The sequence below is a fragment of the Caloranaerobacter sp. TR13 genome (assembly GCF_001316435.1).
Lineage (GTDB): Bacteria > Bacillota > Clostridia > Tissierellales > Thermohalobacteraceae > Caloranaerobacter.
Genome location: NZ_JXLL01000009.1, coordinates 41727 through 65937, shown reverse-complemented (window position 1 = coordinate 65937; position 24211 = coordinate 41727). Strand labels below are relative to the sequence as shown.

20 protein-coding genes and 1 pseudogene are annotated in these 24211 nt (G+C 29.8%); 20 read left to right on the top strand and 1 reads right to left on the bottom strand.

Annotated elements, in window-relative coordinates:
- Positions 1-153: 153 nt before the first annotated feature.
- The 7 genes from TR13x_RS07635 to TR13x_RS07605 all read left to right on the top strand — a co-directional run bounded on the left by TR13x_RS07635 (position 154) and on the right by TR13x_RS07605 (position 7895).
- A complete protein-coding gene (locus TR13x_RS07635; RefSeq protein WP_054871327.1) occupies positions 154-1266 on the top strand; it encodes an ABC transporter ATP-binding protein in 1113 nt (370 codons plus the stop codon).
- A gap of 190 nt (positions 1267-1456) precedes the next feature.
- Positions 1457-2425, top strand: a complete 969-nt coding sequence (locus TR13x_RS07630; protein ID WP_054871326.1) for a CdaR family transcriptional regulator — start codon at positions 1457-1459, stop codon at positions 2423-2425.
- A 104-nt stretch (positions 2426-2529) separates the two neighbouring features.
- The gene (ftsE, locus tag TR13x_RS07625) at positions 2530-3216 is read left to right on the top strand and encodes a cell division ATP-binding protein FtsE (protein ID WP_054871325.1); all 687 of its coding nucleotides are present in this window, start codon (positions 2530-2532) and stop codon (positions 3214-3216) included.
- Entirely contained in the window at positions 3206-4102 is an 897-nt protein-coding gene (ftsX, locus tag TR13x_RS07620) for a permease-like cell division protein FtsX (protein WP_054871324.1), read from the top strand. The genes ftsE and ftsX overlap by 11 nt, the downstream gene beginning before the upstream one ends.
- Before the next feature lie 17 nt (positions 4103-4119).
- On the top strand, positions 4120-5256 hold the full coding sequence (locus tag TR13x_RS07615; protein ID WP_152912133.1) for a murein hydrolase activator EnvC: 1137 nt from the start codon (positions 4120-4122) through the stop codon (positions 5254-5256).
- 115 nt (positions 5257-5371) lie between these two features.
- Positions 5372-6601 carry a S41 family peptidase gene (locus TR13x_RS07610; protein ID WP_054871322.1) on the top strand — a complete coding sequence of 410 codons (1230 nt, stop codon included), beginning with the start codon at positions 5372-5374 and terminating at the stop codon, positions 6599-6601.
- Between the two features lie 64 nt (positions 6602-6665).
- A complete protein-coding gene (locus TR13x_RS07605) occupies positions 6666-7895 on the top strand; it encodes a PDZ domain-containing protein (RefSeq protein WP_054871321.1) in 1230 nt (409 codons plus the stop codon).
- 37 nt (positions 7896-7932) lie between these two features.
- Here the strand turns inward: TR13x_RS07605 and TR13x_RS07600 are convergent, their stop codons facing one another.
- A complete protein-coding gene (locus tag TR13x_RS07600) occupies positions 7933-9495 on the bottom strand; it encodes a membrane lipoprotein lipid attachment site-containing protein (RefSeq protein ID WP_054871320.1) in 1563 nt (520 codons plus the stop codon).
- Between the two features lie 171 nt (positions 9496-9666).
- On the opposite strand from TR13x_RS07600, the gene uvrB reads away from it, so the two are divergent.
- From uvrB to TR13x_RS07540, 13 genes and pseudogenes are all read left to right on the top strand, one after another.
- Positions 9667-11640, top strand: a complete 1974-nt coding sequence (gene uvrB / locus TR13x_RS07595; protein ID WP_054871319.1) for an excinuclease ABC subunit UvrB — start codon at positions 9667-9669, stop codon at positions 11638-11640.
- Positions 11641-11656: 16 nt separating this feature from the next.
- Positions 11657-14482 (top strand): excinuclease ABC subunit UvrA, encoded by a 2826-nt coding sequence (gene uvrA, locus TR13x_RS07590; protein WP_054871318.1) that lies wholly within the window; start codon positions 11657-11659, stop codon positions 14480-14482.
- A gap of 12 nt (positions 14483-14494) precedes the next feature.
- Positions 14495-16360: a YgiQ family radical SAM protein gene (locus tag TR13x_RS07585; protein WP_054871317.1), complete on the top strand. Its 1866-nt coding sequence runs from the start codon at positions 14495-14497 to the stop codon at positions 16358-16360.
- Positions 16361-16689: 329 nt separating this feature from the next.
- Positions 16690-17235: a copper amine oxidase N-terminal domain-containing protein gene (locus tag TR13x_RS07580; RefSeq protein ID WP_054871316.1), complete on the top strand. Its 546-nt coding sequence runs from the start codon at positions 16690-16692 to the stop codon at positions 17233-17235.
- Between the two features lie 268 nt (positions 17236-17503).
- Positions 17504-17842: a Nif3-like dinuclear metal center hexameric protein gene (locus tag TR13x_RS07575; RefSeq protein WP_255351325.1), complete on the top strand. Its 339-nt coding sequence runs from the start codon at positions 17504-17506 to the stop codon at positions 17840-17842.
- A gap of 7 nt (positions 17843-17849) precedes the next feature.
- Positions 17850-18029, top strand: coding sequence for a Nif3-like dinuclear metal center hexameric protein (locus TR13x_RS11430; RefSeq protein ID WP_082394830.1), 180 nt, complete (start codon positions 17850-17852; stop codon positions 18027-18029).
- Positions 18030-18133: 104 nt separating this feature from the next.
- Positions 18134-18763, top strand: a complete 630-nt coding sequence (yqeK, locus tag TR13x_RS07570; RefSeq protein ID WP_054871314.1) for a bis(5'-nucleosyl)-tetraphosphatase (symmetrical) YqeK — start codon at positions 18134-18136, stop codon at positions 18761-18763.
- 419 nt (positions 18764-19182) lie between these two features.
- Positions 19183-19935 (top strand): cyclopropane-fatty-acyl-phospholipid synthase family protein, encoded by a 753-nt coding sequence (locus tag TR13x_RS07565; protein WP_054871313.1) that lies wholly within the window; start codon positions 19183-19185, stop codon positions 19933-19935.
- A 722-nt stretch (positions 19936-20657) separates the two neighbouring features.
- On the top strand, positions 20658-21116 hold the full coding sequence (locus TR13x_RS07560) for a hypothetical protein (protein WP_152912132.1): 459 nt from the start codon (positions 20658-20660) through the stop codon (positions 21114-21116).
- Positions 21117-21314: 198 nt separating this feature from the next.
- The gene (locus TR13x_RS07555; protein WP_054871311.1) at positions 21315-21620 is read left to right on the top strand and encodes a DUF3795 domain-containing protein; all 306 of its coding nucleotides are present in this window, start codon (positions 21315-21317) and stop codon (positions 21618-21620) included.
- 229 nt (positions 21621-21849) lie between these two features.
- A pseudogene (locus tag TR13x_RS11290) lies at positions 21850-22314 on the top strand (DUF5680 domain-containing protein).
- A gap of 122 nt (positions 22315-22436) precedes the next feature.
- Positions 22437-23189 (top strand): alpha/beta fold hydrolase, encoded by a 753-nt coding sequence (locus tag TR13x_RS07545; RefSeq protein WP_054871309.1) that lies wholly within the window; start codon positions 22437-22439, stop codon positions 23187-23189.
- A gap of 54 nt (positions 23190-23243) precedes the next feature.
- Complete coding sequence (locus TR13x_RS07540; RefSeq protein ID WP_054871308.1) at positions 23244-23648, top strand: cyclase family protein; 405 nt, start codon at positions 23244-23246, stop codon at positions 23646-23648.
- The last annotated feature ends 563 nt before the right edge of the window (positions 23649-24211 follow it).

The following is a 24211-nucleotide window of genomic DNA, read 5'->3' as shown; positions in this document are numbered from 1 at the left end:
AGTACCCAGCACCTAGTACCCAGTACCAAGTATACCATATCCATTGTGCATATTGTTTAAATTTATCAATAATTTTTGGTTATTATACCAATAGAATTAAAAGATTAATTCGTGTAAACTTATATATGAAGAATTTAAGAAGGGGGCTTTTAAATGGCAGGATTAACTTTTAAACATATTTATAAAATTTATTCAGGTAATGTAACAGCAGTAAAAGATTTTAATCTTGAGATTAAAGATAAAGAGTTTGTTGTTTTAGTAGGACCTTCAGGATGTGGTAAATCAACAACTCTAAGAATGGTTGCAGGATTAGAGGAGATTTCTAAAGGTGAACTTTACATTGGAGATAAATTAGTTAATGATGTACCACCAAAAGATAGAGATATTGCGATGGTATTCCAAAACTATGCATTATATCCTCATATGAGTGTATATGATAATATGGCGTTTGGATTAAAACTTAGAAAAGTTCCTAAAGCAGAAATAGATAAAAAAGTTAAAGAAGCAGCAAGAATTTTAGGAATAGAAAACCTACTTAATAGAAAGCCAAAAGCTTTATCAGGTGGACAAAGACAGAGGGTTGCTTTAGGTAGAGCTATAGTAAGAGAGCCTAAAGTGTTTTTAATGGATGAGCCATTATCAAACTTAGATGCGAAATTAAGAGTACAAACAAGAACTGAGATTATCAAGCTTCATAAAAGACTTCAAACTACATTTATATATGTTACTCATGACCAGACAGAAGCAATGACAATGGGAGATAGAATAGTTGTTATGAAAGATGGAGTTATTCAACAAGCTGCAACTCCACAAGAAGTATATGAAAAGCCTGCTAACATATTTGTTGCTGGATTTATAGGTAGTCCTCAGATGAACTTCATTGATGTTGTAATAGAAGGAAATGATATTAATGACTGCAACTTAGTATTTGGTAATGTGAAAATAAGATTACCAGAAGGAAAAGCTAAGATTGTTAAACAAAAAGGATACTTAGGAAAGAAAGTAGTAATGGGTATAAGACCTGAGGATATTCATGATGAAAAAGTATTTATCGAAGCTTCTAGAGACAGCGTTGTTAAAGCTAAGGTAGAAGTAACTGAAATGATGGGTTCAGAAACTTATCTTTATATAAATATTGAAGGTAATAGTGCTATAGCAAGAGTTGATTCAAGAAGTAAAGCAAGAATAGGTGACGTAATTGAATTAGCTTTAGACAAGAATAGAATACACTTATTTGATAAAGAAACAGAGGCTTCAATATTATAAGGCTAATTTGATATTTAGTTAAAAAAAATAGAGGATATTGAAGAAAAAAGCAGAAGAAATTACATATGTAGATTTTCTTCTGCTTTTTATTTATACTGTTTATAGATATGGGTAAAATCTTCCTTAATTTATTAAAATTGAGGATTTTGTTTTGTCTAAAAATATTTTATAATAAAAAATAGGTGATATTATGTTAACAAAACTGGAAATTGAACGAATAATAAATAAAATAAGTGGAATTATTGGAGAAAGTGTACTGTTAGTTAACGAATGGGATAAGAAAGAAATTTCGACAGATGATGTAGAGTGTATATGTAGCTTTATGTTAGATGGTGAAGAATATTATTTATTTGTAAAGCACGATGTTGAATTGACAGATAGAGAAAAAGCTTTGATAAAGATAATTTTAGAAGATTTAAGTGCTAATGAGATAAAAAAAGAAAATGAAGATATAAAAAGATTATTTTTAGAAGATTTAGATGAAAAAAGTATTAAAAGAATTTTAGAAAATAATAGGATAAAATTAGATGAAGAACTAGTAGTAGCAATTATTAGAATTTATAATGAAACAGAAAATTCAGATATCGCTACAATTATTAAGAATATAATAGGAGACGATATCGTATTTTGTAGATTAGACGAAGATTTATTTGCGATTATTATAAAGAATAATGCAGAATTTTTAGAGATTCCAGTACAAATTGTAAAGGCTATTGAAACAGAGCTTTTACAAAAAGTTGAAATTGGAGTAAGTTCTATTAATTTGCCTCTTAATATAAAAAAAGCGTACCAAGAAGGAAAAACCGCTTTGCTACTAGGGCGTAAGTTTAATATTCCAGAAAATATATATTTTTATGAAAAGCTCACAGTATACAGAATATTATCTCAGATAGATGAGAGAATGTTATTAAGCATTTATGATGAAACTTTAAAGTACGGTATAAAGCAGTTAAGCTCTGATGAAATTAAAACTGCAATATATTTTTTTGAGTGTAATTTAAACATTAGTGAAACTGCAAGGAAGTTATATATTCATAGAAATACGTTAATATATAGGTTAGATAAAATACAAAAGGATACTGGGTTTAACTTGAGAATTTTTAGAGATGCTATAGAATTCTATCTATTATTGTTGATATATAAAACTTTAGATAGATAAAATGATACTACTTACCTATATTTGGAATGAAAATTATGAAGGAAATATAAGCATTATGTCGAATTAAATTACAGAGAACAGAAGAAAAAGACTGGAGTGGTAAAATGATAGATTTTATAAATGTTAGTAAAGAGTACAGTAATGGGGTAAAAGCGCTGTCGAATATAAATATTCACATAGATAAAGGCGAATTTGTTTTTATAGTTGGTTCGAGTGGTGCTGGTAAATCGACACTAATAAAATTACTTTTAAAAGAAGAGGAGCCTACAGAGGGTAAGATATATCTCAATAATATGGATATTACAAGAGTAAAAAATAGAAGAATACCATATATTAGAAGGAATATAGGGGTAGTATTTCAGGATTTTAGGTTATTAAAGAATAAAACTGTTTATGAAAATGTAGCATTTGCTATGGAAATAGTAGGAAGTTCATCAAAGGAAGTAAGAAGACAAGTACCTATGGTATTAAGTATGGTTGGGTTAAGCAGTAAAGCTCATAGTTATCCTGACCAATTATCCGGTGGTGAACAGCAAAGAGTTTCAATAGCTAGAGCTTTAGTTAATAGACCAACTGTTTTGATTGCTGATGAGCCTACAGGAAATCTTGACCCTGACACATCATGGGAAATAATGGGGTTACTAAAAGAAATAAATAGAAGAGGAACTACGGTTCTTATGGCCACCCACGCAAGAGATATAGTAAATGCTATGAGAAGGAGAGTTATAGCTTTAGAAAATGGAAGAGTTGTAAAAGATGAATTGAAGGGTGTGTACGATTATGAAGTTTAGATTATTTAAAAATATTATTAAACAAGGCTTTGTCAGCATGTGGAGAAATCGAATGATGAGTTTAGCATCTATCGGTTCAGTAATGTCAGTATTAATTATTCTAGGTATTGTATTGGTGATTATATTAAATATAAATAACTTAACTAGTATGACAAAAGAACAATTTGATGAAATACAAGTTTATCTTGAAGATGATATAAGTCAAGACCAAATTGAGAAGATTGGAGAAAAGTTAAGAGAATTAGATGGAGTGCTAGCTGTTATCTATCAGTCTAAAGAGCAGGCTTTAGAGGTATTAAAAAAAGAATGGGGTAATGAAGCGTATTTGCTTGAAGGACTAGAAAAAAATCCATTACCTAACTCTTATATAGTACAACTTAAAGATATTAAGTATACAGAAGATGTAGTCAATCGTATAAATGGGCTAACAGGAATTGAAGATATAAAATATTATAAAGATATTGTTGAAAAAATGATGGCTGTATCGAATTTTATAAGAGTTGGTGGACTAGTGGTTATCAGTATTTTGATTTTAGTGTCGATTTTTATAATTTCTAATACGATAAAGCTTACTGTAGCAGCTAGAAGAAGAGAAATTAATATTATGAAGTATATAGGTGCTACAAATGGATATATTAGAGGTCCATTTATTTTAGAAGGTATTTTCCTTGGAGCTATTGGTTCTTTTTTAGCTATATTGGTGGTTTATTTCAGTTATAAATATCTATCTTTAGTTATTAATGAAAAGTTATATGTATTATTTACAATATATATAATTCCATACTATGCAATACTAGATGACATAATTATTATGTTTACTGCAATTGGTGTTGGAATAGGTGTTTTAGGTAGTATTGTATCTTTAAGAAAGTTCCTTAATGTATAAAAAGGGGGGACAGGCTATTGAACTATAGAAGAAAAATATCATTTTTATTAATTATAATTTTGCTGATAAATGTATCTTTTGTTTATGCATCAAGCGGAAATGCAGACAAAGAAAGAAAAAAATTACAAGAGGTTAATAGAGGTTTAGACAAGCTTAGAGAAGAATTAAAACAAAATAAGAGTAAATATAGTAAGGTAGCAAGAGAAATCAAAAGGTTAGACCAACAGATTGATAAAGCAGATAAAGAATTGCAGGAAGTAGAAAAACAGCTAGAAGAGATTAATAAAGATATAGAAGTTACGAAGAATGAACTTAAGCAAGCAGAGAATAATATCAAAGCAAAGAAAGATATTTTAAATTCAAGATTAAGAGTTATATACAAGAATGGAACTGTTGGATATTTAGAAGTGCTTTTAGAATCCAAGAATATAAGTGATTTTATTGCTAGATTAGATATGGTAAAGAGAATAATAGATTATGATGTAAATATACTTAAGTACATGAAGGAACAAAGAGAAATTATTTCAACTAAAAAAGAAACTTTAGAAAACCAATTAAATATGGTACAAAACATAAAAAAGAAAATGGAGGACAAAAAAAATCAGCTGTTAGTTGCTACTAGAGCAAAAGAAAGTATGATGAAGGAATTAAAGAAAAATATTAAGGAGCTTGAAAAGCAAGAAGATGAATTGGTTAAGCTATCAAAGAAATTAGAAGCTGAAATAAGGAAAAAGCAAATAGCTGCTAAATATGCTGGTGGTAAGATGTTATGGCCAGCACCAGGTTATTATAGAATAACTTCATATTTCGGTTATAGAATGCATCCAATTTTAAAGAAAAAGAAACTTCATACAGGTCTAGATATAGCAGTTCCTCTAGGTGGTAAAGTAGTAGCAGCTAACGATGGTGTTGTTCAGTATGCTGGATGGCTTGGTGGGTATGGTAAAGCAGTTTGGATAGATCATGGTGGAGGAATTTCAACATTGTATGCACATAACTCTCGACTATTGGTTAAGAAAGGCCAAAAAGTTAAAAAGGGACAAGTTATATCTAGAGCAGGGAGTACAGGATATTCAACTGGTCCACACTTACATTTCGAGGTAAGAAGAAATGGTAAAGTTATAAATCCATTACCATGGGTAAAAGGCAAATAAGCAAGTGGATACACTTGCTTATTTAACTTTTTGAAAAAAACAGTCTATGGTGGTATAATGTTTACATATGTTTAATAAAATAAAATACTAGAATATTTTACGAGGTGAAATATTGATGATAACAAGAAGAAAGGCATTGTATGGAGCTGTTATAATTGCTATACTTTCAAGTTTATTAACTTTTACTATTAGTAATATGATTCAGATTACAATAAAGGATAAAGTTGTAATTACAAAAGACTACTATGAGGATTTGGTAACAACTTATGAGAAATATAGTAAAGCTATAGCACTCGAGAATTTTATTGAGAAAAATTATTTAAAAGATGTAGACGAACAGGATTTATTAGAAGGGCAGTTAAAAGGTATGTTCGAGGCTCTAGGGGACCCTTATTCAGTATATATGACTAAAGAAGAGTTTGCTGATTTTATGGAACATACAAAAGGAACTTATCAGGGAATCGGTGTAATAGTAACTCCTGGAAAAGACAACTTAATTACTGTAGTATCACCTATAGAAGATACTCCTGGAGAGAGAGCAGGAATAAAAACAGGTGACAAGATAATTAAAGTAAACGGAAAAGAATTTACTGCTGATAAAATGGATGATGCAGTTAAATTGATGAAAGGAAAACCAGGTACTAGTGTAAAAATTACTATTCTTAGAACAGATAAAGATGGAAATAAAAAATTTATTGATTTAAATATAGTTAGAGAAGAAATAAGGCTAAAAACAGTAAAATCAAGAATGTTGAAAAACAAAATTGGTTATATTAGGATAGTATCTTTTGATGAATTGACTTATGATGACTTCAAAAAACATCTAGATAATCTTAAAGATAAAGGAATGAAAGGATTAATTATAGATTTGAGAAATAACCCAGGTGGATTATTAAGCGAATGTGCACAGATAGCAGATGAACTTATGGGAGAAGGAGTTATTGTTTATACTGAAACAAAAAATAAAGAAAGAGAGTATTTAAAATCTGATTCTAAGAAATTGGGTTTACCTTTAGTACTGCTTGTAAACGGTGGAAGCGCGAGTGCTTCAGAGATATTAGCGGGTGCTATAAAAGATACTAAAACAGGAATTTTAGTAGGTACTAAAACTTTTGGTAAAGGAATAGTTCAAAGGATAAAGCCATTAAGTGATGGGTCTGGATTTAAGTTAACAGTTTCAGAATATTTTACACCTAGTGGTACAAATATCCATGGTATAGGAATAACTCCAGATGTTATTATTGAGCTTCCTGAGAATGTACAGAAGATAGGAGTAGATAATATCAAAGAAGACGTGCAGCTACAGAAAGCTATAGAAATAATCAAGTCAAAATTGAAAAAATAGCCATTAGTTATTCTAATGGCTATTATCTATATGGGAATAGATATTTGGTATTGGAGTGTTTTTTATGATGAAAATTATAGAGGTATTATATTTATCAGCATTATCACTACTACAAGTGTTTTTTAATCCAATATATTGGGGGATAATAGTTTTATTATATTTTCAATATAAAAAGATTGGTAAAATGGAAAAAAATATATTAGGCATAAACAAAAAATCAAATCGTATGAGAGTATTTTCTTCTATGGTAAAGGGTACTTTAGGTGGTATTTTAGGTAGTTTAATCATTATTTTATTAGGAGTTACAATACAGGCTAACGATTTTAAATACATATTTTTATTAGCAGTTATTTTAATGTTAACTCATCCACGATTTATTTGTTTTTCATATGCTGGAGGTATTATATCTTTATCATATTTATTATTTGGTTATCCAAGGGTTAATGTATCAAGTATAATGGCTATTGTTGGTATATTACATTTGATAGAAAGTTTTTTAATTTTAGTAGATGGGGATTCAACTAAAATACCAATATTTGTTGAGAGAAATAAAAAAATAGTAGGCGGATTTAACATGATGAGATTCTGGCCTATCCCCTTTATAGTATTATTGACAGTTGGAGAAATGGTTAGTAGTAATGGTGTAAATATGCCTAATTGGTGGCCTTTATTTAAACCTGAGAATGTATCTTTAAATGCAGACAATATAATATATATGATGATAGGAGTTGTTGCAGCTTTAGGATATGGTGATATGGCGATTACTGACTATCCTGAAAATAAAGTAAAAGAATCTTCTAGGAACTTGTTTATATATAGTATTTTATTAATAATATTATCTGTTGTATCAACTTATATATATGTTTTCAAATACATAGCTGCACTGTTTGGGACTTTAGCCCATGAAGGTTTGATACAGATAGGTAGATCTAAGGAAAAAAGCGGAAAAGCTAAATTTGAATGTCCGGAATTTGGAGTTAAAATTTTAGATGTAATGCCAGATGGAATTGCAGAAAAGATAGGATTAAAATCAGGTGATATAATAACTTCAGTTAATGGGAATAGAGTGAATAGTAAGGATGAAATCGAATACATTTTATCAAATTATCCAACGTACATATGGATAGAATATATAGATAGAAATGGAGAATATCAAACTAAAGAATACATGGATTATAAGTACGGAATAAGAAAACTAGGAATTTTGACAATTCCGAGATATTCGACTTATTCATTTGTAGTTAAGGAAATAGAAAGTCCGCTTATGAAATTAAGGAAAAAATTTAAAAGGTAGATAAAAAGGAGCAGCACAGGCTGCTCTTAAATTGTTTTCAATTTTCCAAATCGATAGCATAGATTTTACTATTGACTCCACTATGAAATGAAGGATTAATATCAATAAAAATCCGTTTAACATTACTATTATAAAACGTATTTTTTGATATTGTGTCGGATATTTTTTCATAACTTTTATCACTTATATTATACATATACAGGCTAAATTCCGTATCAATTATTTTTCTTACAAGTAGTATAATTTGATTTTTGTTTAGAATAGAGTATTTTTCAATATCAAAATCATTTAAACTATCTATATTTCCATTAACTAAGTCCAATAAATTCAAAGTATTTCTACCATATTTTTCATCATGCTTTAGAAATGCTATATGGTATTTGTCTATAAATTTTATTGAAAAACCTTCAGAGACTTTCTTGAGTTCATTTTCTGTTTTTAAATATATATTAAAATTTTTCGTGTTATTATTAAATTCGGTGAAAATCAAATTATTATTATAGATATCAAAGTCACTAATTTTCTTATCTGTTTCAATAATTTTATTTGTCTGATTGCTTTTGATATCGTATAAATATATTGATGAATTTTGATTTTCAGAAGTACAAGAAAAATAAAGTTTATTATCTTTCCAGATTATATTATCTATATTTGAGAAATCAGTATTTTGGATTTTTTGAATAATATTATTTTTTAAATTTATTAATATTAATTCTGAAAATTTTTCTGTATTTTCAATAACGGCTATATAATTAGAATTACTATTTATTTTGGCTGTTTTTATAATATTATGTGTAGAGTATATTTTATTAGATGTATTTGTTTTTAAGTCATATATATTTAAAGATTGATAAGGTTCATTATTATTTTCACTAGTATTAGATTCACTATAAATAAGTAATTTGTTTGACAAATCTAGTATTTTTCCTTCTCCATAGTATTTTGAAATTATTTTTTTATTTAAATGAATAATTTTACCTGTGTCAGAGTCTACTTTAACTGTTAGATTAGCTAAAAGATTATCAGAGAGTGTTCTGTCAAAGACATTATCAAGATAAACTTTCCAAATAAGTTTATTATTTTCTTTTACTAAGAATACTTTTGGTGTTGAACTTGGGGTTATCTTAAGTTCTGCGTAAATTTTACTTAATATTTCATTTTTATTGAAGGTTAGATTGATAGGTTTGTAGTTGGTACCAACAATTTTAAATGATTTATTGTTCAATTCACTGACATCCATATTATCAAATCTTATAATCAATTGAGGAACTACAATATCATTATTTTCTGTAGATAATACTCGAGTTGTATAAATTATTATTTCATTGTTAAATAGCGTTACTTTATCAACAATAATATCAGCACATTCAACAACTCCTAGGTTTACTAGTATTTTAGGAGAATTATCCGAATTTAATATTTCTACTTGAGGCAGAATAGTCTGGAAACCTTTTGTAAGAGAAGATTTTTCTACTGTAAAATCTATTGTTTTTTCTACAGCTATATCAGTTTCGTTTTTGCTACTAATCTCCATTTCAGTTTTATAACTACACCCGCTTAGGGTAATAAAGGCAAATAGAATTAATAATATTTTTTTCATAATATTAACCTCCAATCTCACTTTATATTATTCGACAAATACAAACTAAGACCTTCCTATTTTTAAAATTAGATTTTTCAAACTGTATATTGACTTAAAAAATATAAAAATATATAATTATAGCGAACAAGTGTTCCGAAAATTTAGGATATTATTAATTGAGGTGAAATAATGGGGCAATTTAAAATAAAATCTGATTTCAAACCAACAGGAGATCAGCCCAAAGCAATAGAGGCTTTGGTAGATGGGATAAATAGCAAACTAAAACATCAAACATTATTAGGAGTAACTGGTTCAGGTAAGACTTTCACAATGGCTAACATAATTGAAAGAGTACAAAAACCAACCTTAGTTATTGCTCACAATAAAACACTTGCTGCTCAATTAGCTAGCGAATTTAGAGAATTCTTTCCAGAAAATGCAGTAGAGTATTTTGTTAGTTATTATGATTATTATCAGCCTGAAGCTTATGTTCCCCAAACCGATACGTATATAGAAAAAGATGCTTCTATAAATGATGAAATAGATAAATTAAGGCACTCAGCAACAGCTGCATTATTTGAAAGAAGAGATGTAATAATTGTTGCAAGTGTATCGTGCATTTATGGTTTAGGAGACCCGATTGACTATGAAAATCTAGTTTTATCAGTCAGACCTGGGATGATTAAGGATAGAGATGAAGTTATAAGAAAGTTAGTGGATATCCAGTATGAGAGAAATGATATTAATTTTGTCAGAGGGACTTTTAGAGTAAGAGGCGATATTGTTGAGGTTTTTCCAGCGTCTTCGAACGAAAATGCAGTTAGAATAGAGTTTTTTGGAGACGAAATTGATAGAATAGTAGAAGTAAATGCACTTACAGGTGAAATAATTGGTATAAGGAACCATGTTTCCATATTTCCTGCATCTCACTATGCAACATCAAGGGAAAAAATTGAAAGAGCTATTAAGAGTATAGAAGAAGAGCTTAAGGAAAGGTTAAATGAGTTTAAAGCTCAAGGTAAACTTTTAGAAGCTCAGAGACTTCAGCAGAGAACAATGTATGATATTGAAATGCTCAGAGAAATGGGATATTGCCAGGGAATAGAGAATTACTCAAGGCATATTAGTGGAAGACCACCAGGTAGTAAACCATATACGCTTATTGACTATTTTCCTGATGATTTTCTAATGATAATAGATGAATCTCATGTTACGATACCTCAGATAAGAGCAATGTATGCTGGGGATAGGTCAAGAAAAAAGACATTAATAGAGCATGGATTTAGATTGCCTTCTGCTTATGATAACAGGCCATTGAAATTTGAAGAATTCGAAAAACTTATAAATCAGGTAATATATGTAAGTGCAACACCTGGTCCATATGAAATAGAGCATTCACAGAAAATTGTTGAGCAAATTATACGCCCTACAGGGTTACTTGATCCAGAAGTTGAAGTAAGACCTACAGAGGGGCAGATTGATGATTTAGTTAAGGAAATAAACTTAAGAATTGAAAAAGATCAGAGAGTTTTAATAACTACTTTAACAAAGAAAATGGCTGAAGACTTGACGCAGTATCTAAAAGAAATAGGCATTAAGGTTACTTATCTACATTCAGATATAGATACAATCGAAAGAATGGAAATAATAAGAGATTTAAGACTTGGTAAATTTGATGTTCTAGTTGGTATAAATTTATTGAGAGAAGGTTTAGATTTACCTGAGGTATCTTTAGTAGTAATTTTAGATGCTGATAAAGAAGGATTTTTAAGATCAGAGACGTCTATGATTCAAACAATAGGTAGAGCAGCAAGAAACTCAGAAGGTAAAGTTATAATGTATGCCGATACTATTACTAAATCTATGAAAAGAGCTATAGATGAGACAAATAGAAGAAGATTTATGCAGATGGAATATAATAAGAAGCATGGTATAACACCACAAACTATAAGAAAAGGTGTAAGAGATATCATAGAAGCGACAAAAGTAGCTGAGGATAAGGATAAATACGGTTTTGATAATGATAAGAAAATGAGTGATAGTGAAATAATTGAATTGATAAAGAAACTTGAAACAGAGATGATGAAGGCTGCTGAAGAATTGCAGTTTGAAAGAGCAGCTGAGCTTAGAGATAAAATTAATGAATTAAAAGAAAAGCTATAATAGATGAGGTGAAGATATGTCAAAGGACAAAATAATTATAAAGGGAGCTAGAGAACATAATTTAAAAAATATAGATTTAGAAATACCTAGAAATAAATTTGTAGTTTTTACAGGGCTAAGTGGTTCAGGCAAATCCTCATTAGCATTCGATACTATTTATGCAGAAGGGCAAAGACGATACGTTGAGAGTTTATCAGCTTATGCAAGACAGTTTTTAGGTCAGATGGAAAAGCCTGATGTAGATTATATAGAAGGGCTTTCACCTGCAATTTCTATTGACCAAAAGACTACTAGCAAAAATCCTAGGTCAACAGTAGGTACTGTTACTGAAATATATGATTATTTACGTTTATTGTTTGCTAGAATAGGAATTCCTCATTGTCCTAAATGTGGCAAAGTTATATCATCTCAAACAGTAGATCAGATGGTCGATAAAATTTTAGACTTAGAAAATGGTACTAAAATTCAAATCCTTGCACCTATTATACGTGGAAGAAAAGGTGAACATCAGAAGGTTTTTGAAAACATCAGAAAAGAAGGATTTGTTAGAGTAAGAGTAGATGGAGAAATAAGAGATATAAATGAAGATATAAAGCTTGATAAGAATAAAAAACATACAATTGAAGTTGTGGTTGATAGGATAAAGATTAAAGAAGGTATTCAAAATAGATTAGCTGATTCTTTAGAAACTGCACTAAATTTAAGTGAAGGTATAGTTATTATAGATGTTGTTAATGAAAAAGAGATGTTGTTTAGCCAAAAATTTGCATGTGTAGATTGTGGAATAGGCATAGAGGAATTGTCGCCTAGAATGTTTTCTTTTAACAGTCCTTATGGTATGTGTTCATATTGTAATGGGTTGGGCAGTTATAAGAAAGTTGACCCTGAGCTTATAATTCCTAATCCTAATTTATCCATTAATCAAGGGGCAATAGCTCCTTTTAACAGTACTTCAGAAGATACTTATTATTACAAGATATTCAAGGCTATAGCTGAGTATAATGGTTTTGATTTAGATACACCAATTAAGGAAGCACCGAAAAAGTTTATAAAAGAGCTATTATATGGAACAGGTAAAAGAAGTGTTACTTTCAAATATGAGAGTAGATTTGGAGGACTAAGGACTTATAAAGCTCCATTTGAGGGTATTATTAACAATCTTGAACGAAGATATAAAGAAACAGTTTCAGATTATATGAGAGAGAAAATTGAAAGTTACATGAGTATAAATCCTTGTCCTCATTGTAATGGTGCTAGACTAAGACCAGAGAGTTTAGCAGTAACTGTTGGGGGATTAAATATAGCAGAAGTTACTGAATTATCTGTTAGACAAGCTTTAGAGTTTTTTGATAAACTAGAGCTTGATGAAAGACAGAAATATATAGCAAATCAGATTTTAAAGGAAATCAAAGAAAGATTGAAGTTTTTAGTAGATGTGGGATTAGACTATTTAACTTTGTCTAGAAGTGCTGGAACTCTATCAGGAGGAGAATCTCAGAGAATAAGACTTGCAACACAGATAGGTTCTAGTTTGGTTGGAGTTTTATATGTTCTTGATGAACCTAGTATAGGACTTCATCAAAGAGATAATGAAAGACTAATTAAAACGCTCAGAAATTTGACTGATTTGGGGAATACTTTAATAGTAGTTGAACATGATGAAGATACAATGTATAGTGCAGATTATATTGTAGATATTGGACCAGGTGCTGGAGTTCACGGTGGTGAAGTTATTGCTAAAGGCACTGTTGAGGATATTAAAAAATGTGAAAAATCAATTACTGGTCAGTATCTAAGTGGTAAAAAGAAAATAGAAATACCTAAGACTAGAAGAAAACCAAATGGTAAATGGATAGAAGTTATCGGAGCTAAAGAGCATAATTTAAAAAATATAGATGTTAAAATTCCTTTAGGTGTGTTTACATGTGTTACAGGTGTATCGGGTTCTGGTAAGAGTACTTTAGTAAACGAAATATTATATAAAAGACTTTCTCAGCAGCTGCACAGAGGCAAACAAAAGGCAGGAAAACATGATGAAATAAGAGGAATAGAGCATATAGACAAAGTTATTGATATAGATCAGTCACCTATTGGGAGAACACCAAGGTCAAATCCAGCGACATATACTGGCGTATTTGACTTTATAAGAGACGTATTTGCTATGACTCCTGAAGCTAAAATGAGAGGCTATAAAAAAGGTAGATTCAGTTTTAATGTTAAGGGAGGAAGATGTGAAGCTTGCAAAGGTGATGGAATAATAAAGATAGAAATGCATTTTCTTCCTGATGTATATGTTCCATGTGAAGTATGTAAAGGTAAAAGGTATAATAGAGAAACTCTTGAAGTTAAATATAAAGGTAAGACGATATCTGATGTATTAGAAATGACAGTAGAAGAAGCATTGGAGTTTTTTGATAATATACCAAGAATAAAGAATAAATTAAAGACTATGTATGATGTTGGACTAGGATATATAAAATTAGGTCAGCCTTCAACTCAATTATCAGGAGGGGAAGCGCAAAGAATCAAACTGGCAACAGAATTAAGTAAAAGAAGCACAGGAAAGACATTATATATCTTAGATGAGCCAACTACTGGACTTCATATAGCTGATATACACAAATTAATAAAAGTATTAAACAAGTTAGTTGATACAGGAAATACAGTATTAGTAATTGAACATAATCTAGATGTTATAAAAACTGCTGATTATATAATAGATTTAGGTCCAGAAGGTGGAGATAAAGGTGGAACTATAGTAGCTCAAGGAACACCTGAGGAGATTTGCAGAGTAAAAGAGTCTTATACAGGGCAGTTTTTAAGAAAAATACTTGAAAGATAAAGGAAGGGTATTATGAAAGAGTTTTTACCTATTACGAAAGAAGATATGAAAAAAAGAGGTTGGACTGAGCTTGATTTCATATTAATTACAGGAGATGCATATGTAGACCATTCTTCATTTGGTAGTGCAATAATTAGTAGGCTGTTAGAAAGATATGGATATAAGGTTGGGATTATAGCTCAGCCCTCTTGGAAGAGTATTGATGACTTTAAGAAACTTGGAAAGCCTAGACTTGCGTTTTTGATAACAAGTGGAAATATAGATTCAATGGTTAATCACTATACAGTAGCAAAAAAGAGAAGAAAAAAAGACGTATATTCACCAGGTGGAAAAATTGGATTAAGACCTGATAGAGCTACAATAGTATATGCCAACAAAGCTAGAGAGGCATATAAAGATGTACCTATAATACTTGGAGGTATTGAGGCGAGTCTTAGACGATTAGCTCATTATGATTATTGGTCTGATAAGGTTAGACGTTCAATTTTATTGGATGCAAAAGCAGATTTATTAGTGTATGGAATGGGAGAAAGACAGATCATTGAAATAGCAGAGGCATTAGACAGTGGTATTCCTATTAATGAAATAACTTATATCAGAGGGACTGTTTACAAAACGAATGATTTAAGCAGGCCGTATAAACCTATTATCCTGCCTTCGTTTGAAGAAATAACTAAAAGTAAAGTAAAATTTGCAGAAAGCTTTAAAATACAATATCAAAATATGGACTATATAAATGGTAGAACATTGGTCGAACCTTATGAAAATATTTACATAGTACAAAATCCACCTGCAAAGTCGCTAGATCAGCTTGAATTAGATGATATCTATGATTTGCCTTATACTAGAACGTATCACCCTGTTTACGAAAAATATGGTGGTGTTCCTGCAATTGAAGAGATTAAGTTTAGCTTGACTAGCAGTAGAGGGTGCTTTGGCAATTGCAATTTTTGTGCACTTGCATTTCATCAAGGAAGAGTAGTTCAAGCTAGAAGTCATAAATCAATAGTTAAAGAAGCAGAAGAATTTGTTAAAGAACCTGATTTTAAAGGATATATACATGATGTAGGAGGACCAACAGCTAATTTTAGACATAGAGCTTGTAAAAAACAAATAAAACATGGAGTATGCAAAAATAAAGAGTGTTTATTTCCGACACCATGCAAAAATCTATATATTGACCATAGAGATTATCTAGAATTATTAAGAAAGTTGAGGGAAATAAAAGGTGTTAAGAAAGTTTTTATAAGGTCAGGTATAAGGTATGATTATTTAGTTTATGACAGAGATTTAGAGTTTTTCCATGAACTTTGCAAATATCATATAAGTGGGCAGTTAAGAGTTGCACCTGAACACATATCATCACGTGTACTATATATGATGGGCAAGCCTGATAAAAAAGTTTATTTTAAATTTGTTGATACTTTTAATAAAATAAATAAAAAGATTGGTAAAGAACAATTTATAGTACCATATTTTATATCTAGTCATCCAGGTTCGACATTAAAAGATGCAGTTGAATTAGCTGAATATCTAAATACTTTGGGATATATGCCTGAGCAGGTGCAAGATTTTTATCCGACTCCGGGAACTTTGTCTACTTGTATGTATTATACAGGAATTGATCCAAGAACTATGAAAAAGGTTTATGTTGCTAAATCTCCACATGAAAAGGCAATGCAGAGGGCATTGATGCAATTTAAGAGACCAGAGAATTATGATTTAGTCTATGAAGCACTTAAAAGGACTAATAGATTAGAATTAGTAGGCTACTCAAAAAAATGCTTGATTAAACCTAGAGAAAAAGATACCTTGAAAAATAGTGGATATAAAAATAAGAAACAAAATAAGAAGATTAGGAAGAAAAGAAAAAGATGATTAGACTGTAGACAAATAAAATATATATGAAAATAACGCTCATGCGAAAGAATTTAGAAAAAACTAAAGGTTCAAATTTTTAGAAAATCCTAACGCACCTAATCAAGACGTCCTGTCTTGTAGGATGCTGGTTTGACGTCCTGTCAAACCTACGGATTTTCTTGAAAATTTTCACCTAGTTTTTTTAACTAAATTCTTTCAAGCATTCGCTTATATTTTCATGTATTTTTTAAAAAATTAACTTTGTCAACAAGCTAAAGTTGATAATTATGTATAGTAAGAGGTATAAGTGGAAATAATCCCTGAAAACAGGTTATGGAGGTATTGTAATGAAATTGAGTAGGGGATTTATTTTCACTTTTATTTTTATATTCTTATTTTCTGTAACAGTTTTGGCTGATGGTGTTTATAAAAATATTAAAGTATACTTTGAAAATATAAGCATTAATGTAGATGGGAGTAAAATTGAAACTGATGTAGAACCTTTTATTTATAATGATAGAGTTTATGTTCCGATACGGTTTGTGGCTGAAAAATTAGATAAAGAGGTAGAGTGGAATAATGAAACAAAAACTGTTTTGATAAAAAGTTATAAAGACTTTCCTGAATGTAATTATTTAGAAGGAGAAAAGTTTGTCTATGGACTAATAACTTCAATTGACTATGAAAATAAACGAATAGTCATTGAGCAGCATTTCGATGATAACAGTATAGAAGTAACACCTTTATTAGAACTTGATGAAAATGTAGTTATTATTCTAAAGAGAAATGATAAAAAAATGAATATTGAATTTAAAGATTTAGTTGTCGGTGATGATGTAGGTTTAGTAATTAATAAATATGGAAAGATTAGAGGAATTATTATTACTATTTAAAAATACTGATACTAAAATGCCGAGGTTTATCCTCGGCATTTTCTATGTTATGTTAAAAATTAATTTACTACAAAAAATAGATAATCATGGAGGAAATTGTTATTAAATGGAGAAGCTATAAGGTAATGTAATGTCAAAAGGGGTCAGGCTTGAAAAATTTCTATTTACAGCTGACAAATATCTTTCAAATTAAAACAAATCAGAGGAGAAGATAATATGAGATTAACTGAATTAGAACAATATATAACAAATTTATTTGATACTAGAGATAACGAACATTTTTATAAAGAAAGCGGGGTTACTGTATTTTAATCACCTTCCATTAGATGATTGTGATTTTGGAACTAATAATTCTTTACTTGAAAAGCTTGGATTGCAAATTATAGAGAAGTCGCATGAAGAAGATGGCTTCTACTGTGGACGGATAGCAGAGTTTAAAGAAGAAATAACGTTAGAGGAATTAGTTAAAGAACTTGAAAACGTATTAGGAGAACCAGTAAAGGCATGGCGATTCAAAGCTGGAGGTATAAAAAGAGTTGGGTTGGTTTGTGGTGGAGGAGGATTAACATCAGATGTAAAGATAGCAGTAAGTAGAGCAAGATTGTGATGTTTATATAACTGGTGAAAAGAATTTATATACAATTGAGTATGCAAAGTTTGCAAGAATTAACTTAATAATTGGTAGCCATACTTTTACTGAAGTGTTTGGAGTTGAAAGTCTTGCAAAGAAAATAAAGGACAAGTTTGATGATGTAGATATTATTAGATTAAAAGAAGAGTATCTTGAAGTGTAATTTTGCTATTGTTGTAATTTCATTAATAGCAAGATTAGATTATAGATTTAAAATATTTCTTTTTATATGGTGTTAATTAGTATTTAATCAAAGGGGATTTTTTTATGAATAAATTGTTATCGAAATTATTAATTGGAATTGATTTTGATGGAGATATTCAAAAGGATTCGTATAATCTTCTCATTCATTATGGACAAGAAGAAGTAGCTAAACACTCTTTGAAGGTAGCGAATGAAGCTAAGAAAATAGCAAAAAAATTTGGAATAAATCAAGAATCAGCATTTATTGCTGGATGTTTGCACGATATTAGCAAAGTGTATTCAGACTCGGAAAAAATAGAAGTTGCAAAAGTCTTAGGTATTAAAGTATTAAATGAAGAGGAAGAGGTTCCCTCACTATTACATCAGAAACTTTCAAAAATTATGGCGGTTGAGATATTTAGAATCACAGATGAAGACATTTTGAGTGCAATAGAATGTCATACAACATTGAGAAATGAAGTGAAGGAAATGGATATGATTTTATTTGTAGCTGATAAATTACAATGGGATCTTAATCATAGTGAAGGTTTTAGAAAAAATGTAATTAAAGGTCTAGATATATCGTTAGGACAAGCAGCATTTGAATATGTAAATTATATGCTTAAAAACAAAGATAATATGAAAGTAGTTCATCCATGGATGTTAGATGCGTATAACTATTTAAAAGATAGATGTAAATGTTTTAGGCTCTAATTTTTTTTGATAACATGTGAAATATTTGGTTATTAAGAAAATAGCAGAAGAACTGGGAATAGTTTTTTGAAAGTAAAAATTTGCCTATGTTAAGGTTTACTTCAGTATTTTCTATGCAAAAATTAATTTACTATAAAAAAATAGATAATCGTGCAGGAAATTGTTACTAAATGGGAAAAAGTGTAATATGCTGCATTAAACAACAGTTTATATAAAAAGAAAAAATGAGATTAACTGGAATTGTGTCTAATGGGATTGTAATGCCCATATGACGTAAATATAAATTGAAAGGAGTTGGTTTGTGTGATGGTAGAAATTTTCTATAGTTATGGCAAAACTGACAGAGGAGGTATGATTAATTAATAAAATTATCATAATTCCTCTAATAATAAAATTTTAAATAATGGAGGAATGTAAAAATGGTAGATAACGAGACAAATATTTTATATAATGAAAACTTTCCACTGTCCAACAAATATGACCCTGAATGGATTTTTGATAATTCAATGGGGCCCAATGTTTTATGGTTAAGTGAATGGCTTTGTAGAAAAGTTAACTTAAAGACCAATATGAGAGTTCTTGACTTAGGAAGTGGAAGAGCAATTTCGAGCATATTTCTTGCCAAAGAATTTGGAGTAAAGGTATGGTCCTACGATCTTTGGGTTAAGCCTACAGAGAATTGGAAGAGGATTATAGAAAAAGGAGTTGGAGACATGGTGTTTCCAATTCATGGAGACGCAAGAAATATGCCATTTGCAGATGGTTTTTTCGATGCGATTATTTGTGTTGACTCATACATCTATTTTGGGACAGATGATTTGTATCTAAATTATCTGCAGAAATTTCTTTCTCCTGGAGGAATTATTGGAGTTGTTATTCCAGGGTTAATGAAAGATTTCGAGAATGGTGTTCCAGAGCATCTGAAAGATTTTTGGGGGCAAGATTGTTGGAGTTGGCATACAGTTGACTGGTGGAAAAAGTTATGGAGTAGGACTGGTTTAGTTGAAATTGAAGTTGCAGATACAATGCCAGATGGATGTGAAGTTTATACTCAATGGAAAGAAGCTCAGGACATAGTAGGTAAAAATCCTTGGCCTCAAGATACGGCTATTTTAAAAAAAGATGCAGGTGAATATGTGGGTTTCATTAGACTTGTTGCGAAGAAACTTTAGAAAATATTAGGTGAAGTGTGGTGTAGGGCATTGACATTTATGTCATGCCCACACAACTTCAGCTTATGATAGTTTTTATTTAATGTTTATCCCTCTTGGACTTAGGTCAATATTTTGGACACAAAAAGTTTAACATTTAAGAAGCATGCTTTAAATAATTCTCAAACTGTTCTGGTGTCATATAGTTTATACTGCCATGTATCCTTTTTCTGTTTTACCAGGATTCAATATATTCAAAGATAGCAAGCCTAGCTTCATTGTAATCTCTATATTTTTTATGGTTTATTTCTTCTTTCTTTAAAATAGATAAGTGATTTATCATCTATTTTTTCGCGAATATGGTTAAAGCCTTTTTTAATATTTCTATTTCTTCTTTTAATCTAGTATTTTCTTTTTTCAATTTGATAATGTTTTTGTGGGTAACAGTTTCATTATCATCAATTTATATTTCTGTATTATCTTTAATCCAGTATAGATAGTAGTTCGGGGGATACCATATTCGTGGCTTAAATCAGTTATAGTACTACCTGACTTTTATAATTCAAGTATTGTTTGTTTAAATTCTTCATTATATCTTTTACTCATATGGGCACATCCTTTCACTTAACTTAATTCTATATTGTTAAACTAAATGTGTCCATGATTTTATACTAACATCAAAAATCTTTAAGTACACAGTAAGGACCATATTCTATTCAATTGTATTTAAATGAGGTGTAAAAATGAATAAAAAATGGTTTTATTTGTTATGCATTGTTATAATCATATCTTTTATATTGTACCAACAATTTTTAAGGAAGACTAATTTGAAAGAACCTCCACAAATAATTGTAAAATCAAGCTTTGATGATATCAAAGCGGTATTAGGAACTTATTCATGGGAATATAAAACTTTATTAGGTGGTAAAACAGGTTTTTGTGCTGATTCACCAGCACCACCAGAACTTGTGAAAGATAAAGAACCTTTAGTAGTTGAAGCTAGAACAGAGTTAGAAATTGTTACATATTATAAGCCTGAGGAATTAACTGTGAGATTATGGGAAGATAGTAAAACCATAACTCAAAAGATTAGAGAAAATAAAATAGTAGTCCCGAAAGAAAAAGGTAGATATATTTATGAAGTATTAGCAAAATGGAAACAAGGTAAAGCTAATTATGCATTTTTAATAGAGGTTAAATAGTAGGCAATGGAAGACGTCCTCTAACATGAGCTTGTCGACATTGAAGCTATCAAATAAGGGAAAGTCATTAATGTCAGCAAACTCAGGAACGTTATATGCCATCACTATGAAAGTTTTTTAGATTAGTAACTCAAAGTACATATGCATAATCAGATGAATAACCATATTTGTTTACTATTAAAAAAAGGGGGAATTGTTATGGAAAAAGTTATTGGAGCATGTGGATGCATTTGTAGTGATTGCAGAATTTATGAAAAGAATTGCAAAGGATGTCATGCTATAAAGGGCAAGCCATGTTGGTTACATGAAGTAGGACTTGATGTTTGTGATTTTTATAAATGCTGTGTATTTGATAAAAAGCTAGAGCATTGTGGAGAATGTATAGAAATTCCATGTAACAAGTTTTGGAAGAATAAAAATCCTGCATGGACAGAAGAACAACACAAAAAAATTGTTGAAAAGAGGGTTGTTTTACTTAAAGGATTAGCTCAGAATAAATTTTGATTTTAGAAGTCAAAGTAATTGCTGTCATTAAATAGAAAAACTAAATAATTTTGTAGATAATAAAGGAACATATGGATAGTTGTTTTTTAAATATTATTATGTGAATGTGAAAGTAAATTTAGTGCTGAACGGGACAGCAGATAACACAGCATTCCTGCAGCTTTGCCATGGTGAATGCGAAAAGGTGCTGCTGGAATGCTCAAAACGTTAAGTGAAAAACCGCTACAATATGAAAGGGGATATTGAATTGAATAATTTAGGAAAGTTTTTAGTTAATGCAAAAAGAAATACATATGCTGCTCAAAAAGGTAAAGTTCTATCTTCTCGAAAATTTTCTAAAGATCTTGCTTTTGAAGAAAATGATTACTATTATTTAGATAGCTATTTTGGTGAAAAAGATTTTTCAGGAGAAGAAATAGTATACTTTAAACAAATACCTATATGGAGTATGAATTATTACGGCAAAATGATTAAAGAGAATATACCAGAAGGTTTTATATAAACATTAAGAGAGGCACTTCAAAAAGTGTCGGAAGAAAAACCTTTTCGTGGTCCAGAAGAATGTATCAGAGGCAAGTATAAATATAGGTGCTCAAATGAAGGAAATATTGTTTTCTTTAAAGGAACGGAAAGTATTTTTTATGAGAATGAAGAAGTATATAGATCATATTTTCATGGAGGTTATATAAAATAATGTGGAGGTTCTTCGGCTAACAGCGAGTACGCCTTCGCTCCAATTACTCAGGAATACCCTCGCAACTTCGAACGTTATATAACATCTTCTTTATGGTAAATAAAGATTGAAAGGAGTTATCTATGAGCTATATTAATTATGAAGGTTATGGTATATATTATGAAGTGATTGGTGAAGGTGAACCATTATTAATGATTCATGGAAATACTGCTTCATCTAAAATGTTAAAGGAAGAAGCGAAGTATTACTCAAATTATTATAAAATAATTCTAGTTGATATGATTGGTCATGGTAAATCCAAAAGATTAGAAGTTTTTCCTAAAGATTATTGGATTGAGAATACTAAAGTAATATTTGAGTTATGTAATAAGTTAAAGTTAAATAAGATAAATATTTTAGGTACTAGTGGAGGAGCTATTTTAGCGCTTAATTTTGCAATTAATAAATCTGAAATTGTTAATAAAGTTATTGCGGACAGTTTTATTGGTGAGAAGCTAACAATACAAGAAGCCAAAAAAATAAAAGAAGAAAGACAAATTGCAAAAAAGAATGGTGGGGATAAATTTTGGTATTATATGCATGGAGAAGATTGGGAAAAGGTAGTAGATGCAGATAGTGAAATGTTAATTAATTATGCTAGAGAATATGGAAATAATTTTAAAAATAATTTATATAAAATTACTTGTCCTGTTCTTATTACAGGGAGTTTAAATGATAATTTAGTAAAAAACATTGATAAAAGATTAACTGGTGTTGCAAAACAAATAAAATCATCGTTGACAATATTTACATCTGAAGGAGAACATCCATTAATGTTGAGTAAAAATGAGTTTTACAGAAATATAACCATTAAGTTTTTAAAGGGAGATTTATGATTCTGAGGACGTCATATAACACAGTGTTCCCGTGATGTCTGAGAACGGTTACCCTTGACTAATAGCGAAACATTTATAGATGAAATAGCTCTAGATACGTTTATAGGCAAAGGATGTTTACTAGATGTTCGGAATGAAAATGTAATTACATATAAAGAAGAATATTCAGATATGGTATCTGAAAATGATATTGTTTTACTTTATACAAATCATAGTGATAAATACGGAACAGAAGAGTATTTTACAAACTATCCTATCGTAGATAAAGAATTACCAGACTTTTTTATCGAAAAAAAGATAAAAATGTTAGGAATAGATTTACCATCGCCTGACAAATATCCATTTAAAATACACAAAATGCTCTTTAATTATAATATACTTATAGTAGAAAACATGACAAATTTATCAGAATTATTACCAATAAAAAGTTTTGAAATAATAGCATTTCCTTTAAAATAAGAGCTGAAGCATCTATAGTAAGAGTTGTAGCAAAAATTTAGCATATCGCTTGAGAATGGGTGGCAACAGCACATAACAATGTATTCTTGCAAGAGTGCTAAAGATTTTTTTGTGGTTAAGCTAACACACCACATTTTTTCGTCGGTTGCAAACACCGCCAAGAGATATTCCCTTTGGAGCTAGTTCAGAGAAGTTGGAAACAGGAATTGTTAGTTGCAATTCCTAAATAATTTTAAGTTTTATCACAATAGTAAGAAAATGTGAAATGAAAATATAATAAATGAAGTGGGAATTGTTAAGAGTATAGAAATCTGCATAAAAGAGGAGTAGAGTAGAAATGGAATTACTTGAAAGATGTATATTTAACTTGAAAAAGAATTATTTAAAACAGAAACACGACTATCGGCAGAAAAAATGAATGAATTACTTTCGAATGATTTTATCGAATTTTGTAGTTCAGGGAACGTATATTATTATAATAAAGGTGATGTCTTAAATAAAAACAATAATCTTTTTGGAATAAACTGGGAAATAAAAACATTTTACAATAAAATTATTGTCAG

Excerpts from the sequence above, each read along its gene's own strand:
- TR13x_RS07635 (WP_054871327.1), top strand. The coding sequence starts at position 154 with ATGGCAGGATTAACTTTTAAACATATTTATAAAATTTATTCAGGTAAT.
- TR13x_RS07630 (WP_054871326.1), top strand. The coding sequence starts at position 1,457 with ATGTTAACAAAACTGGAAATTGAACGAATAATAAATAAAATAAGTGGA.
- ftsE (WP_054871325.1), top strand. The coding sequence starts at position 2,530 with ATGATAGATTTTATAAATGTTAGTAAAGAGTACAGTAATGGGGTAAAA.
- ftsX (WP_054871324.1), top strand. The coding sequence starts at position 3,206 with ATGAAGTTTAGATTATTTAAAAATATTATTAAACAAGGCTTTGTCAGC.
- TR13x_RS07610 (WP_054871322.1), top strand. The coding sequence starts at position 5,372 with ATGATAACAAGAAGAAAGGCATTGTATGGAGCTGTTATAATTGCTATA.
- TR13x_RS07605 (WP_054871321.1), top strand. The coding sequence starts at position 6,666 with ATGATGAAAATTATAGAGGTATTATATTTATCAGCATTATCACTACTA.
- TR13x_RS07600 (WP_054871320.1), bottom strand. The coding sequence starts at position 9,495 with ATGAAAAAAATATTATTAATTCTATTTGCCTTTATTACCCTAAGCGGG.
- uvrB (WP_054871319.1), top strand. The coding sequence starts at position 9,667 with ATGGGGCAATTTAAAATAAAATCTGATTTCAAACCAACAGGAGATCAG.
- uvrA (WP_054871318.1), top strand. The coding sequence starts at position 11,657 with ATGTCAAAGGACAAAATAATTATAAAGGGAGCTAGAGAACATAATTTA.
- TR13x_RS07585 (WP_054871317.1), top strand. The coding sequence starts at position 14,495 with ATGAAAGAGTTTTTACCTATTACGAAAGAAGATATGAAAAAAAGAGGT.
- TR13x_RS07580 (WP_054871316.1), top strand. The coding sequence starts at position 16,690 with ATGAAATTGAGTAGGGGATTTATTTTCACTTTTATTTTTATATTCTTA.
- yqeK (WP_054871314.1), top strand. The coding sequence starts at position 18,134 with ATGAATAAATTGTTATCGAAATTATTAATTGGAATTGATTTTGATGGA.
- TR13x_RS07565 (WP_054871313.1), top strand. The coding sequence starts at position 19,183 with ATGGTAGATAACGAGACAAATATTTTATATAATGAAAACTTTCCACTG.
- TR13x_RS07560 (WP_152912132.1), top strand. The coding sequence starts at position 20,658 with ATGAATAAAAAATGGTTTTATTTGTTATGCATTGTTATAATCATATCT.
- TR13x_RS07555 (WP_054871311.1), top strand. The coding sequence starts at position 21,315 with ATGGAAAAAGTTATTGGAGCATGTGGATGCATTTGTAGTGATTGCAGA.
- TR13x_RS07545 (WP_054871309.1), top strand. The coding sequence starts at position 22,437 with ATGAGCTATATTAATTATGAAGGTTATGGTATATATTATGAAGTGATT.